The organism is Stenotrophomonas sp. NPDC047960 (genome assembly GCF_043204395.1).
Taxonomy (GTDB): domain Bacteria; phylum Pseudomonadota; class Gammaproteobacteria; order Xanthomonadales; family Xanthomonadaceae; genus Stenotrophomonas.
Genome location: NZ_JBIDBX010000001.1, coordinates 740,880 through 754,051 on the forward strand (window position 1 = coordinate 740,880; position 13,172 = coordinate 754,051).

12 protein-coding genes and 1 tRNA gene are annotated in these 13,172 nt (G+C 66.5%); all 13 read left to right on the forward strand.

Annotated features, from left to right (window positions below; translation table 11 throughout):
- Positions 1-37: 37 nt before the first annotated feature.
- Entirely contained in the window at positions 38-937 is a 900-nt protein-coding gene (gene folP / locus ACGFZ3_RS03585; protein WP_392916464.1) for a dihydropteroate synthase, read from the forward strand.
- Positions 937-1,890 (forward strand): tRNA (adenosine(37)-N6)-dimethylallyltransferase MiaA, encoded by a 954-nt coding sequence (gene miaA / locus ACGFZ3_RS03590; RefSeq protein ID WP_392916466.1) that lies wholly within the window; start codon positions 937-939, stop codon positions 1,888-1,890. The genes folP and miaA overlap by 1 nt, the downstream gene beginning before the upstream one ends.
- A 102-nt stretch (positions 1,891-1,992) precedes the next feature.
- On the forward strand, positions 1,993-2,277 hold the full coding sequence (hfq, locus tag ACGFZ3_RS03595; protein WP_392916469.1) for an RNA chaperone Hfq: 285 nt from the start codon (positions 1,993-1,995) through the stop codon (positions 2,275-2,277).
- 23 nt (positions 2,278-2,300) lie between these two features.
- Positions 2,301-3,611: a ribosome rescue GTPase HflX gene (gene hflX, locus ACGFZ3_RS03600; RefSeq protein ID WP_392916472.1), complete on the forward strand. Its 1,311-nt coding sequence runs from the start codon at positions 2,301-2,303 to the stop codon at positions 3,609-3,611.
- Positions 3,612-3,615: 4 nt separating this feature from the next.
- A complete protein-coding gene (locus ACGFZ3_RS03605) occupies positions 3,616-4,110 on the forward strand; it encodes a CinA family protein (protein ID WP_392916475.1) in 495 nt (164 codons plus the stop codon).
- 35 nt (positions 4,111-4,145) lie between these two features.
- Positions 4,146-5,825, forward strand: coding sequence for a 2-polyprenylphenol 6-hydroxylase (gene ubiB / locus ACGFZ3_RS03610; protein ID WP_392916478.1), 1,680 nt, complete (start codon positions 4,146-4,148; stop codon positions 5,823-5,825).
- A gap of 245 nt (positions 5,826-6,070) precedes the next feature.
- Positions 6,071-6,721, forward strand: coding sequence for a transcriptional repressor LexA (lexA, locus tag ACGFZ3_RS03615; protein ID WP_392916482.1), 651 nt, complete (start codon positions 6,071-6,073; stop codon positions 6,719-6,721).
- A gap of 202 nt (positions 6,722-6,923) precedes the next feature.
- On the forward strand, positions 6,924-7,964 hold the full coding sequence (gene recA / locus ACGFZ3_RS03620; protein WP_392916485.1) for a recombinase RecA: 1,041 nt from the start codon (positions 6,924-6,926) through the stop codon (positions 7,962-7,964).
- 74 nt (positions 7,965-8,038) lie between these two features.
- The gene (gene recX, locus ACGFZ3_RS03625) at positions 8,039-8,530 is read left to right on the forward strand and encodes a recombination regulator RecX (protein WP_392916488.1); all 492 of its coding nucleotides are present in this window, start codon (positions 8,039-8,041) and stop codon (positions 8,528-8,530) included.
- 132 nt (positions 8,531-8,662) lie between these two features.
- A complete protein-coding gene (gene alaS / locus ACGFZ3_RS03630; protein ID WP_392916491.1) occupies positions 8,663-11,311 on the forward strand; it encodes an alanine--tRNA ligase in 2,649 nt (882 codons plus the stop codon).
- A 141-nt stretch (positions 11,312-11,452) separates the two neighbouring features.
- A complete protein-coding gene (gene csrA, locus ACGFZ3_RS03635) occupies positions 11,453-11,656 on the forward strand; it encodes a carbon storage regulator CsrA (RefSeq protein ID WP_019183311.1) in 204 nt (67 codons plus the stop codon).
- An 81-nt stretch (positions 11,657-11,737) separates the two neighbouring features.
- A tRNA-Ser gene (locus ACGFZ3_RS03640) sits at positions 11,738-11,830 on the forward strand.
- Between the two features lie 139 nt (positions 11,831-11,969).
- Positions 11,970-13,127: an aldo/keto reductase gene (locus tag ACGFZ3_RS03645; protein ID WP_392916495.1), complete on the forward strand. Its 1,158-nt coding sequence runs from the start codon at positions 11,970-11,972 to the stop codon at positions 13,125-13,127.
- Positions 13,128-13,172: the final 45 nt, after the last annotated feature.

Consider the following 13,172-nt stretch of genomic DNA (forward strand, 5'->3'; position numbering starts at 1 on the left):
GCGTAAACTAGGCGCTGGCGTATTTCGTGGAAAACCCATGTTCGATACTTCTCCCCAGCTGGACTGCGCCGGTCGCGTGCTGCGGCTCGACCGCCCGCGTGTCATGGGCATCGTCAACGTCACCCCGGATTCGTTCTCGGATGGTGGCGCACACGACAGCGCCGAAGCGGCGGTTGCGCATGGCCTGCAGCTGGTGGCCGAAGGCGCCGACCTGCTCGACATCGGCGGCGAATCGACCCGGCCCGGGAGCGCGCCGGTACCGTTGGACGAGGAGCTGCGCCGGGTCATCCCGGTGATCGAGCAGCTGGCCCGCCAGACCCCGGTGCCGATCAGCGTCGATACCTTCAAGCCGGAGGTGATGCGTGCCGCCGTTGCCGCCGGTGCCGGCCTGATCAACGACATCCACGCGCTGCGCCAACCCGGCGCGCTGGCCGCTGCCGCCGAGCTCAGGGTACCCGTGGTGCTGATGCACATGCAGGGCGAGCCCGGCAGCATGCAGGACACCCCGCACTACGACGACGTGGTGGCCGACGTGCACCGTTTCCTTGCCGAACGCATCTTCTCGGCCGAGATGGCCGGGATCGCGAAGAGCAACCTGATCATCGACCTCGGCTTCGGCTTCGGCAAAACCACCGACCACAACATGGTTCTGCTGGCGCGCTCGGCGCGTTTCCTGGACCTGGGCGTGCCGATGCTGGCCGGACTGTCGCGCAAGCGCAGCATTGGTGAGCTCACCGGGCGGGAGGTGCCACGCGAGCGCGTGGCCGGTTCGGTGGCCGCGCATCTGATCGCCGCCCAGCGCGGCGCGAAGATCCTGCGCGTGCACGACGTCGCCGCCACCGTGGACGCACTGAGCGTGTGGGCGGCGGTCGATGCGGTGCCGATGCCGCGGGTGGATGCGGCCCCGGCAATGCCCCGCTGGCCGGACGAGGATTGATGGGCGCTGACCGGCGCCCGCTGGCGATCGCGGTGATGGGCCCCACCGCGGCGGGCAAGACCGCCACCGCGATCGCACTGGCGCGGCAACTGCGCGGGGAGATCGTGAGCGTTGATTCGGCGCTGGTCTATCGCGGGCTGGATATCGGCTCGGCCAAGCCGGACGCCGCCGAGCGCGCGCAGGCACCCCACCACCTGCTCGACCTGCGCGATCCATGGCAGACCTATTCAGCGGCTGAATTCGCCGCCGATGCCGCGCGCGTGGTCGGCGACATCATCGCGCGTGGGCACATGCCGATCCTGGTTGGCGGCACCGGCTTGTACTTCCGCGCCCTGCTGCAGGGCCTGTCGCCGATGCCGCCGGCCGACCCGGCCACCCGCGCGGCGATCGGTGCCGAGGCTGCCGAACGGGGCTGGCCGGCATTGCACGCAGAGCTGGCCCGGGTCGATCCCGTCGCTGCAGCGCGCATCCATGCAACCGACCCGCAACGCATCCAGCGGGCGCTGGAGGTCCACCGGCTGACCGGCAGGCCGATCAGTGAGTGGCAGAAGCTGCCCGGCGAGGACCGCCTGCCGGTGCGCTGCCTGAAACTGGTGCTGGCGCCGCGCGAGCGCAGCGTGCTGCACCAGCGCATCGAAACCCGCTTCGACGCCATGCTTGCCCAGGGTTTCCTGGACGAGGTGCGGGCGCTGCGCGCCCTGCCCGCGATGGAGGCGATCGGTGCGCCGCTTGACCTGCCGGCGATCCGCGCGGTGGGTTATCGCCAAGCCTGGGAGTTCCTGGACGGGCAGGGCAGTGCGCGTGATTTCCGTGAAAAGGCCATTTACGCCACCCGGCAGCTGGCCAAGCGTCAGTTGACGTGGCTGCGCGGAGAGCTTGATGCGCGCTGGTTCGATCCCCATATGGAAGGGAATTCCCTGGCGGATGCCGTAGCGGCCTTTGTTGCCCGCTGAGCCACAGCGCCTGGCCCCTGGCCCGTGTACCATCGGGGGTTCCGGTGGCGGGGGCCGTGGCAGTTGCCGGAAGATCATAAAAACAATAATCAGGAGTGTGCAATGTCCAAGGGGCAATCGCTGCAGGATCCGTTTCTGAATGCACTTCGGCGCGAACGCGTGCCGGTGTCGGTGTATCTGGTCAATGGCATCAAATTGCAGGGAACGATCGAATCGTTCGACCAGTTCGTTGTCCTGCTGCGCAATACGGTGAGCCAGATGGTGTACAAGCACGCCATTTCGACCGTGGTGCCGGCACGCAACGTCCGGGTGGGTCCCGGTGGTGGCTATGTGCAGTCCAATGAAGGTGGCGCCGATGGCGCCCAGGAAGCAGACGACGTTGAATGAAGTAAGCAACAGCGGAGACGCGCGTGTTTGACCGTTCCAAGCGAGGCGAACACGCGCTCCTGATCCAGCCGCACTCCGGTCGGCTGGAGGAAGATGTGCTGGAGGAGTTCACCGACCTGGCCCGTTCGGCCGGCGCCAGCATTGCCGCCACCCTGACCGCGCGCATCGACCGGCCCAACCCGTCGATCCTGATCGGCTCGGGCAAGCTGGACGAGATCAAGGCGGCCGCCGAGGCGACGGGCGCCGACCTGGTGCTGGTCAACCATGCGCTCTCGCCCTCGCAGGAGCGCAACCTGGAGCGGTTCCTCGAGCGACGGGTGATCGACCGCACCGGCCTGATCCTGGACATTTTCGCCCAGCGTGCACACAGCCACGAAGGCAAGCTGCAGGTGGAACTGGCGCAGTTGCGCCACATGTCCACCCGGCTGGTCCGGGGCTGGACCCACCTGGAGCGCCAGCGCGGCGGCGCCATCGGCCTGCGCGGTCCGGGTGAAACCCAGCTCGAGACCGATCGCCGTCTGCTGCAGAAGCGGGTGGAGCAACTGCAGAAGCGGCTGGAGAAGGTTGAAGTGCAGCGTACCCAGATGCGCCGTGCCCGCGTGCGCAGCGAGCTGCCGCGCGTGGCCCTGGTGGGGTACACCAACGCCGGTAAATCGACGTTGTTCAATGCCCTGACCGGCGCCGAGGCGTACGCCGCCGACAAGTTGTTCGCCACCCTGGATCCGACCGTGCGCCGCATTGCGGTGCCCGGCGGCAACGTGGTGCTTGCCGACACGGTGGGCTTCGTCCGTGACCTGCCGCATGAACTGGTGGCCGCGTTCCGCGCGACCCTGAGCGAAGCGCGCGAAGCCGACTTCCTGCTGCACGTGATCGATGCGGCCGATCCGCACCGCGAAGAGCGCATCGCCCAGGTCGACGAAGTGCTCAACGAAGTGGGCGCGGGCGAACTGCCGCAACTGCTGGTCTTCAACAAGATCGATCGCATCGAAGGCAGCGAGGTCCGCCACGACGGCCAGGACGGCATCCCCGATACCGCCCGCCGCGAGCGCGTGTGGATCTCGGCCCGTGAGGGGCTCGGCCTGGACCTGCTGCAATCGGTGCTCGGCAAGCGCCTGGGCCTGCAGCACGTCAGTGGCGACCTGCGCCTGCCGCCGACCGCCGGTCGCCTCCGTTCGCGCCTGCACCAGCTGGAAGTGGTGCGCGGTGAACAGAGTGACGAGGACGGCTGGCTGCTGCAGGTGGAAATCCCGATTGCCGAAGCGGAGAAGCTGGCCGCCGCTGACGACGGCGGCCCGATCCGCGCGCTGCTCCCGGAAAAACTGCCCGAATGGTGAGCCTGTGACTGTTCCCACCGATGCCGAACTGGACGCGCTTGCCCGTGAGGTCGGCGCGCGCCTGCAGCAGGCCGCGTTGCAGCTGGTCACTGCCGAAAGCTGCAGCGGTGGCTGGATCGCCAAGGCCATGACCGACATCGCCGGTTCGTCGGCGTTCTTCGACTGCGGCATGGTGGTGTACAGCTACGAGGCCAAGCAGCGGCTGCTGGGCGTGCGCGCGCACACCCTGGAACAGTTCGGCGCGGTCAGCCGTGAAACCGTGCTGGAGATGGTGTCCGGCGCGCTGGTCAACTCCGGTGCCGGCATGGCCGTGGCCGTGACCGGCATCGCCGGTCCCGGGGGTGGCAGCCCGGACAAGCCCGTGGGCAGCGTCTGGATCGGCTGGAAGCAGCGCGGTGGCTATGCTCGTGCCGAGCTGTTCCAGTTCCAGGGCGACCGCGAAGCCATCCGCCGGCAGACCGTGCAGCAGGCGCTGACGGGAATTTTCCCGGCCCTGTGACATCCTGAGCCCTGCTGTCGAACGAGGGTGCACCGATGTGGGAAACGCTGGGAACCGTCCGTGACCTGGGACGCCTGCAGGAAATCGCCTCGGTCCTGATCCGCTATGGCTTCGGCGACCTGGTGCGTCGTATCGGCCTGGCCGACGTGCTCGAACGCGCCGGCCGCCTGCTGCACTGGAATGACACCCGGCAGATCCTGCGCATGACCGCGCCGGTGCGGGTGCGCCGGGCAATGGAAGACCTGGGCCCCACCTTCGTCAAGCTGGGCCAGGTGCTGGCCACCCGCGTGGACCTGTTCCCGCCGGACTGGATCGCCGAATTCTCCGAACTGCAGAACGCGGTGCCGGCGTTGCCGTACGCGCAGATCCGCGAGCAGCTGGAAGCGGACCTGGGGGCACCGGCTGCCGAGGTGTTCGCCTGGCTTGACGAAATCCCCCTGGCGGCGGCCTCGCTGGCCCAGGCCCATCGGGCCACCCTGCACGATGGCAGCGCGGTGGTGTTGAAGATCCGCCGCCCCGGCATCCGCGAGGTCATCGAAGCCGACCTGCGCCTGCTCGCGCGGCTGGCCGAGATCGTTGAAGCACGGCTGCCGGACATGCGCCGCTACCGGCCGGCCGAGGTCGTACAGCAGTTCCAGGTATCGCTGCGACGCGAGCTGGACTTCGCCGCCGAATGCCGCAACGCCGAGCGCATCGCGCGCAACTTCGCCGGGCGCAATGACATCTTCATTCCCAGGGTGCACTGGCAGTGGACCTGCGAAAGCCTCAACGTTCAGGACTTCGTGGACGGCATCCCTGGCCGCGACCTCGCCGGCGTCGATGCGGCCGGGCTGGACCGGGTGCGCCTTGCCCGCATCGGCGGGCGCATCGTGCTCAAGATGGTGCTGGAAGACGGCTGCTTCCACGCCGACCCGCATCCGGGCAACATCATCTACCTTCGTGACGGCCGGATCGGGGTGATCGACTTCGGGATGGTCGGGGCGATCTCGGAACAGCGGCGGTTCCAGGTCGCGCAGCTGCTGCATGGACTGGTCAGCCAGGAACCGGAGTCGGTCACCGATGTGCTGCTGGACTGGTCCGGCGGCGTGGACGTGGACGAATCGCGGCTGCAGCAGGACATCAGTACCTTCGTCGACCAGTACCGCGGCGTGCCGCTGAAGGATCTGCACATGGGCCTGATGCTGGGCAACATCACCCAGCTGCTGCGCCAGTACGCGCTGACCCTGCCCGCCGACCTGGCATTGATGATCAAGACGTTTCTGACCCTGGAAGGGATGGGGCGCCAGCTCGATCCGCAGTTCGACATGGCCACTGCCGCGCGGCCGTTCCTGGAGCGGGTGATGTGGCAGCGCTTCGCGCCATCGGCCCTGCTCAAGCGGGGCAAGCGCAGCGTGGCCGGGCTGCTGGATCTGGCCGGTGACCTGCCGCGCGATGTGCGCCAGCTGGTGCAGATGGCGCGGCGGGGGCGGTTGCAGCTCAAAGTAGAGACGACCGCCCTGCAGGGGTTCGGGGAGCAGGTGAATCGGGCCGCGAACCGGCTGGTGGTGGGGATTGTGACGGCTGCATTGATCATCGGGTCTTCGATCGTGATGCACAGCGTGGGTGGGCTGTCGAGCCGCTGGCTGCTGGCGCTGGGCGTGGCCGGATTCGTGGGCGCGGGGGTGTGTGGGGTGTGGATCCTGTTTTCGATCTGGCGGTCGGGACGGAATCCGTGAGGGGCACATGGGGTCATTGATGTCTGACGGGCGGCTTCGGATCGTGTAAACGCTGGATGGGTCGTGCCGGATGATGCTGGGCTGTCTTCGGGCGCTTGGGCCGCGCCTGCGCGCGGTTGCCGCGCATGGCGTGGCACTACGATTTGCTGCGTGCCCGCGGCGAGGCCCGGATACGGACGCATTGGCTTCGCTTTTTTTTGGCCGGCGCTTGATTGTGTCGGGTGTTAGTAGTATTACTACTAACCATGGACCTTACCGATACCCAGCAGGCGATCCTGCAGTTGATCGCCGAGCGCATCGAGACCGACGGCGCGCCGCCGTCGCAGACGGAAATCGCCCGTGCGTTCGGCTTCAAGGGCGTGCGGGCCGCGCAGTACCACCTGGAAGCGCTGGAACAGGCCGGGGCGATCCGTCGCATTCCCGGCCAGGCCCGCGGCATCCGGCTGGTGCAGGCGCCGCCGCTGCAGGACGGACTGCCGGCCTCGCTGGCGGTGGCCGCGCTGCCCGACCACGTGCTGCGCCTGCCGGTGCTGGGCCGGGTCGCGGCCGGCCTGCCGATCGGCGCGGATATCGGCTCGGAAGATTTCGTGGTGCTGGACCGCGTGTTCTTCTCGCCCGCGCCGGACTACCTGCTGAAGGTCCAGGGCGATTCGATGATTGACGAGGGCATCTTCGACGGCGACCTGATCGGCGTGCATCGCACCCGCGACGCCCGCTCGGGGCAGATCGTGGTGGCGCGCATCGATGACGAAATCACCGTCAAGCTGCTGAAGATGGGCAAGGATCGGATCCGGCTGCTGCCGCGCAATCCCGATTACAAGCCGATCGAGGTCCTGCCGGACCAGGACTTCGCCATCGAAGGCCTCTATTGCGGGCTGCTGCGCCCGAACCGCTGATTCCTTCAACGCACGACATGCACGGTCTTTTGTGGCGATTCTCTGGTTTGGCTGAGGTTGGTACGGATGTCCGATAATTTTTTTCCGAACGCCGGGCAGAATCTCAGCCTGTGCGATACGCCAACCTTAAAGTGACCCCGTGGCCAAGAAGACCTCCAAAGACACCCCCTCCAACGACATGACCTCTGCAAGGACCAACCCGATGGACGAGAACAAAAAGCGCGCCCTCACCGCCGCCCTGAGCCAGATCGAAAAGCAGTTCGGCAAGGGTTCGGTCATGCGCATGGGCGACCGTGTCATCGAGGCTGTCGAGATCATCCCGACCGGTTCGCTGATGCTGGACATCGCGCTCGGTATCGGTGGTCTGCCGAAGGGGCGTGTGGTGGAGATCTACGGCCCGGAATCCTCGGGCAAGACCACCCTGACCCTGCAGGCGATCGCCGAATGCCAGAAGAAGGGCGGCACCGCCGCCTTCATCGACGCCGAGCACGCGCTGGACCCGATCTACGCCGCCAAGCTGGGCGTGAATGTGGACGATCTGCTCCTGTCCCAGCCTGATACCGGCGAGCAGGCGCTCGAAATCGCCGACATGCTGGTCCGTTCGGGTTCGGTGGACATCGTGGTGGTTGACTCGGTTGCCGCGCTGACCCCGAAGGCTGAAATCGAGGGCGAAATGGGCGACCAGCTGCCCGGCCTGCAGGCCCGCCTGATGAGCCAGGCGCTGCGCAAGCTGACCGGCAACATCAAGCGTTCCAACACCCTGGTGGTATTCATCAACCAGCTGCGCATGAAGATTGGCGTGATGATGCCTGGCCAGAGCCCGGAAGTGACCACCGGCGGCAACGCCCTGAAGTTCTACGCCTCGGTCCGCCTGGACATCCGCCGCATCGGCGCGATCAAGAAGGGCGACGAGATCATCGGCAACCAGACCAAGATCAAAGTCGTCAAGAACAAGCTGGCTCCGCCGTTCAAGCAGGTCATCACCGAGATCCTGTACGGCGAAGGCATCAGCCGCGAAGGCGAGCTGATCGATATGGGTGTGGAAGCCAAGCTGGTTGAAAAGGCCGGTGCCTGGTACAGCTACGGCGAAGAACGTATCGGCCAGGGCAAGGACAACGCCCGCGGTTACCTGCGCGACAATCCGCAGGTGGCCCAGCGCCTCGAAGCCGAGCTGCGCGAGAAGTTCCAGCCGACCGAAGCGCCGCGTGAAGGCGGTGACGACGACGGCGACGACGCCGAGTAAGTTTCCCGCGGGGCAGGGCAGCGCCGTCAGTGACGCTCGCCCTGTCCCGGGGTTTATGTTTTCCGAGATCCCGCATGCACGACTCAGACGCCCCGGCACCCGGCCGCAAGCGCCGCGTCCGTGAACAGACCCCGGTCCAGCGTGCGCTTGGCCTGCTGGTCCGCCGCGAGCATTCGCGCAAGGAGCTCACCCGCAAGCTCACCGCCCGCGGCATCGAAAGTGAGGCCGCCACCGCCGCGGTGGAAAAGCTTACCGAAGCGGGCTGGCAGGACGACACCCGGTTTGCCGAGAACCTGGTGCGGATCCGCGCCAACACGGGCTATGGACCGCTCCACATCCGGGCCGAACTGGGCACCCATGGGCTGGACAGTGAACAGATCGCGGCCGCCATGGACACCTTCGAAGGCGACTGGACCGAAAACGCCCGGGACCTGGTCTGCCGCCGGTTTGGTGAAGCGGGGCCGCAGGAGTTGCCCCAGCGCCGCAAAGCAGCCGATCTGCTGGCCCGACGGGGCTTCGACGGCGACAGCATCCGCCGGGCGACCCGATTCGATCCGGAAGATTAAGGAACGGCACGGGCGACGTGTCCCTGGGCCCCGGGCCTGATACCCTTTGTGGTTTCGGCGGTCCTGCAATCGACACCCGGCCATTGGGGCTGCGTGCGAAGGATCGACCGGCCCGCAGACAGCCAGCCCCCCATGACCGAATCCGCCAAGTTCACCACCTCCCAGATCCGCAGCGACTTCCTTGAGTTCTTCAAGGGCAAGGGCCACACCATCGTTCCCTCGGCACCGCTGGTGCCGGGCAATGATCCGACCCTGTTGTTCACCAACTCCGGCATGGTGCAGTTCAAGGACGTGTTCCTTGGCGCCGAGAAGCGCAGCTACGTGCGTGCGGCGGACGTGCAGCGCTGCCTGCGTGCCGGTGGCAAGCACAACGATCTGGACCAGGTCGGCTACACCGCGCGCCACCACACCTTCTTTGAAATGCTGGGCAACTGGTCATTCGGCGACTACTTCAAGAAGGACGCCATCGCCTGGGCCTGGGAACTGCTGACCCAGGTCTGGAAGCTGCCGGCCGACCGCCTGCTGGTCACCGTCTACCAGACCGATGACGAGGCCTACGCGCTGTGGCGCGACATGGTCGGTATTCCCGAAGAACGCATCGTGCGCATCGGCGACAACAAGGGTGCTCCGTTCGCCTCGGACAACTTCTGGCAGATGGCCGACACCGGTCCGTGCGGCCCGTGCACCGAGATCTTCTACGACCACGGCGCCCACATCGCCGGTGGCCCGCCGGGCTCGCCGGACGAAGACGGCGACCGTTACATCGAAATCTGGAACCTGGTGTTCATGCAGTTCGACCGCCAGCCCGACGGCACCCTGGTGCCGCTGCCGGCGCCGTGCGTGGATACGGGCATGGGCCTGGAGCGCCTGGCGGCGATCCTGCAGCACGTGCACACCAACTATGAAATCGACCTGTTCCAGGCGCTGATCCGAAAGGCCAGCGAACTGACCGGCATGGCCGACCTGGAGAACAAGTCGCTGCGCGTGATCGCCGATCACATCCGCGCGTGTTCGTTCCTGGTGGTCGATGGCGTGCTGCCGTCCAACGAAGGCCGTGGCTACGTGCTGCGCCGGATCATCCGTCGCGCGTTGCGCCACGGCTGGATGCTGGGCGTGCGCCAGCCATTCTTCAGCAAGCTGGTGCCGACCCTGGTTGAACAGATGGGCGAGGCGTATCCGGAACTGCCGGCCCAGGCCGACATCGTGGTGCGCGCGCTGCAGGCCGAAGAAGAGCGCTTTGCACAGACGCTCGATTCGGGCATGAAGATCTTTGACGACGTGGCCGCGCAGGTGACCAACGGCGTCATTCCGGGCGTGGACGCGTTCCGTCTGTATGACACCTATGGCTTCCCGCTCGACCTGACCCAGGACATCGCGCGCGAGCGTGACCTGGTGGTGGACATCGACGGGTTCAACGCGGCGATGGAGAAGCAGCGCGAAGATGGCCGCAAGGGCGGCAAGTTCGGCGGCGGCGTGACCCTGTCGGCCGATCTGGTTGCCACCCTCAAGCCGACCACCTTCCTCGGCTATGACCGCCTGCAGGCCGATGGCCTGACGGTGGTGGCCCTGCTCAGGGACGGTCGCCCGGTGGACGCGGCACAGGCCGGCGATGACGTCATCGTACTGACCGACCAGACCCCCTTCTACGCCGAATCGGGTGGCCAGGTGGGCGACACCGGTTCCCTGTCCGGCAACGGTGTACAGCTGCAGATCACCGACACGCAGAAGTTCGCGGGCCAGTTCCATGGACACGTTGGCCGCGTGACCGAGGGCAGCCTGAAGATCGGCGACGTGCTCAGTGGCAAGGTCGATGGCCAGCGTCGTGGCGCCACCATCCTCAACCACTCCGCCACCCACCTGCTGCACGCCGCGTTGCGGGAAGTGCTGGGCACCCACGTGCACCAGAAGGGTTCGCTGGTCGCCCCCGACCGCCTGCGCTTCGACTTCTCGCACTTCGAGCCGATCAGCGCGCAGGACCTTGCGTTGATCGAGCGCAGGGTCAACGAGCAGGTCCGCGTGAACAACGCTGTCGAAGTGCACAACATGGCGATGCAGGAAGCGCTCGACTTCGGCGCGATGGCATTGTTCGGCGAGAAGTATGGCGAGAACGTGCGCGTGCTGAAGATGGGCGATTACTCCACGGAACTGTGTGGTGGCACGCACGTGTCGCGAACTGGCGACATCGGCTTGTTCAAGATCACTTCCGAAGGCGGCATCCAGTCCGGAGTGCGCCGTATCGAAGCGGTGACCGGGCAGGGCGCGCTGGACTACGTGGCCCATGAAGAAGCGCAGCTGGCCGAAGCGGCTGCGCTGCTGGGCGGTAATGCCGGCGAGGTGGTCGACAAGATCCGCCAGCTCGGCGAACGCCAGAAGAAGCTGGAACGCGAACTGGACGCGCTGAAGGCCAGGCAGGCCGCCGGCGCCACCGCGGATCTGGGCGCTGGGGCGGTTGAGGTCAATGGCGTCAAGATTCTGGCCGCGCGCCTTGAAGGTTTCGACGCCAAGGCACTGCGTGAGGCGATCGACCGCCTCAAGCAGCAGCTGGGCGATGCGGTGATTGTCTTGGCCGGCACCCAGGACGGCAAGGCAGCGTTGGTGGCCGGCGTGAACGGCAGCGCAACAGGCAAGGTAAAGGCCGGGGAACTGTTGTCTCACATCGCCGGTCAGATCGGAGGCAAGGGCGGCGGCCGCCCGGACCTCGCCCAGGGTGGTGGTGAGGACGGGCCCGCCCTTGCTTCGGCACTGGCCGCCGTCGTCGACTGGGTCACCCCGCGTATCTGAACGCCTGAATCCTCCTGCTCCTTGATGGGGCGGGAGAGCTGACGGTACTATGGCTAATCTTTTCCCTTTGTCGTGTGGCGTTCCTTGGCTGGGCGCCGAGCCGGGCGGGAAAATCCACCGGTTCCCTGGAGACTTGCAAAAATGTTGATCCTGACTCGCCGTGTTGGCGAAACCCTGATGATCGGTGACTCGGTCAGCGTGACCGTGCTCGGCGTCAAGGGCAACCAGGTGCGTATCGGTATCACCGCTCCGAAGGACGTGGCCGTGCACCGCGAAGAGATTTACCAGCGTATCCAGCGAGGCGATGAGCCGAATGCATCCGGAAGTGAAAATTCTTCCGATTAAGGCTTTACCTGGGGGTGTGAAAAACGTTATTCTTCGCGCCCCCGCTGAGAAGAAACATCGCAGCGGCGGAACCAGAATACTGGAGCGGTGCCCGAGTGGCTGAAGGGGCTCCCCTGCTAAGGGAGTATACGGCCAAAAACTGTATCGAGGGTTCGAATCCCTCCCGCTCCGCCAGTTACAGGAAAGGCCTTCGTATGCGAATACGAAGGCCTTTTTCTTTGGGATTGTTGTCGGCGCGTTGACGCGATGCGTGCATCGCCTGCACCGGTAACCTGCGAGGGTGGGCGTTCAACGCACCAGGACAGGACCCGCCGTGAACGCACGTCGTCATTTTCTTTCCGCCGCCGCCGCCGCCGGTACCGCTGCCTTGGCCAACTCACCGCTGCTGGCGCAGTCCAGCGCGGCCGCACCCGGCAGTGTGATGGCTACCCGCGGCCGCATCGCTGCCCAGCCACTGGCCGCCAACACAGCCGGCAAAGGCGGGCGTTACCGACCGCGTACGCGCCTCGGGCTGGGGGGTGTAGCCGTCGGCAACGGCTTTGCTCCGGCCACCGACAGTCAGAGCGAGCAGACGCTGGCGGCGGCATATGCCGCAGGCGTGCGCTACTTCGACACCTCCCCGTGGTATGGGCTGGGCCTGAGCGAACGCCGCATGGGCCACCACCTGCACAACCATGCCGCGCGCGGGTACACGCTGTCGACCAAGGTCGGCAGGCTGCTCACTGCGACGCCGGGCCCGCTGCAGGAGACCATGTGGAAGGACCCGGCCCCCTTTCATTACCGCTACGACTATTCGGCCGATGGCGTGCGCCGCTCGGTGGAAGACAGCCTTAACCGCCTGGGTGTCGCGCAACTGGACGTGGTGTTCATCCACGACCTGTCGCCGGACAACGAGAAAGACCTCGGCATGCCTTGGGAGCAGCGCTTTGCCGAGGCGGCCAGGGGCGCGATGCCGGCGTTGACGAAGATGCGCGAGGAAGGGCTGATCAAGGCATGGGGCTTTGGCGTCAACCGACCCGAACCGGCGCTGCGCGCCATGCAGGAAGCCGATCCAGACATCTTCCTGCTCGCCTGCCAGTATTCACTGCTCGACCACGACCAGGCGCTGCACGACACCTTCCCCGCGATTGCCCGGCACGGTGCTTCGGTGGTGGTGGGGGCACCGCTGCTGGCCGGGTATCTGGCCGGACGCGATCGTTACCTGTACGACGGCAAGGTGCCTGCGTGGGCGCCGCAGAAGCGCGCGGCGGTGCAGGCGATCTGCGAGCGTCATGGCGTGGACCTGCGCACCGTGGCGCTGCAGTTCGCCGATGCTCCGGCCGTGGTGTCGGCGGTGATTCCCGGCGCACGCACGCCGGAGCAGGTGCAGGCCAACGTGGCGTCCATGTCGGTGGCGATCCCACCGGCGCTCTGGGCGGAGTTGAAGCAGGCGAAGCTGATTGCCGACGACGCCCCGGTGCCTGCGCCCTGAGCCTGGACGCGACAACGCCCCGAACTGCTCGGGGCGTTGTCATTC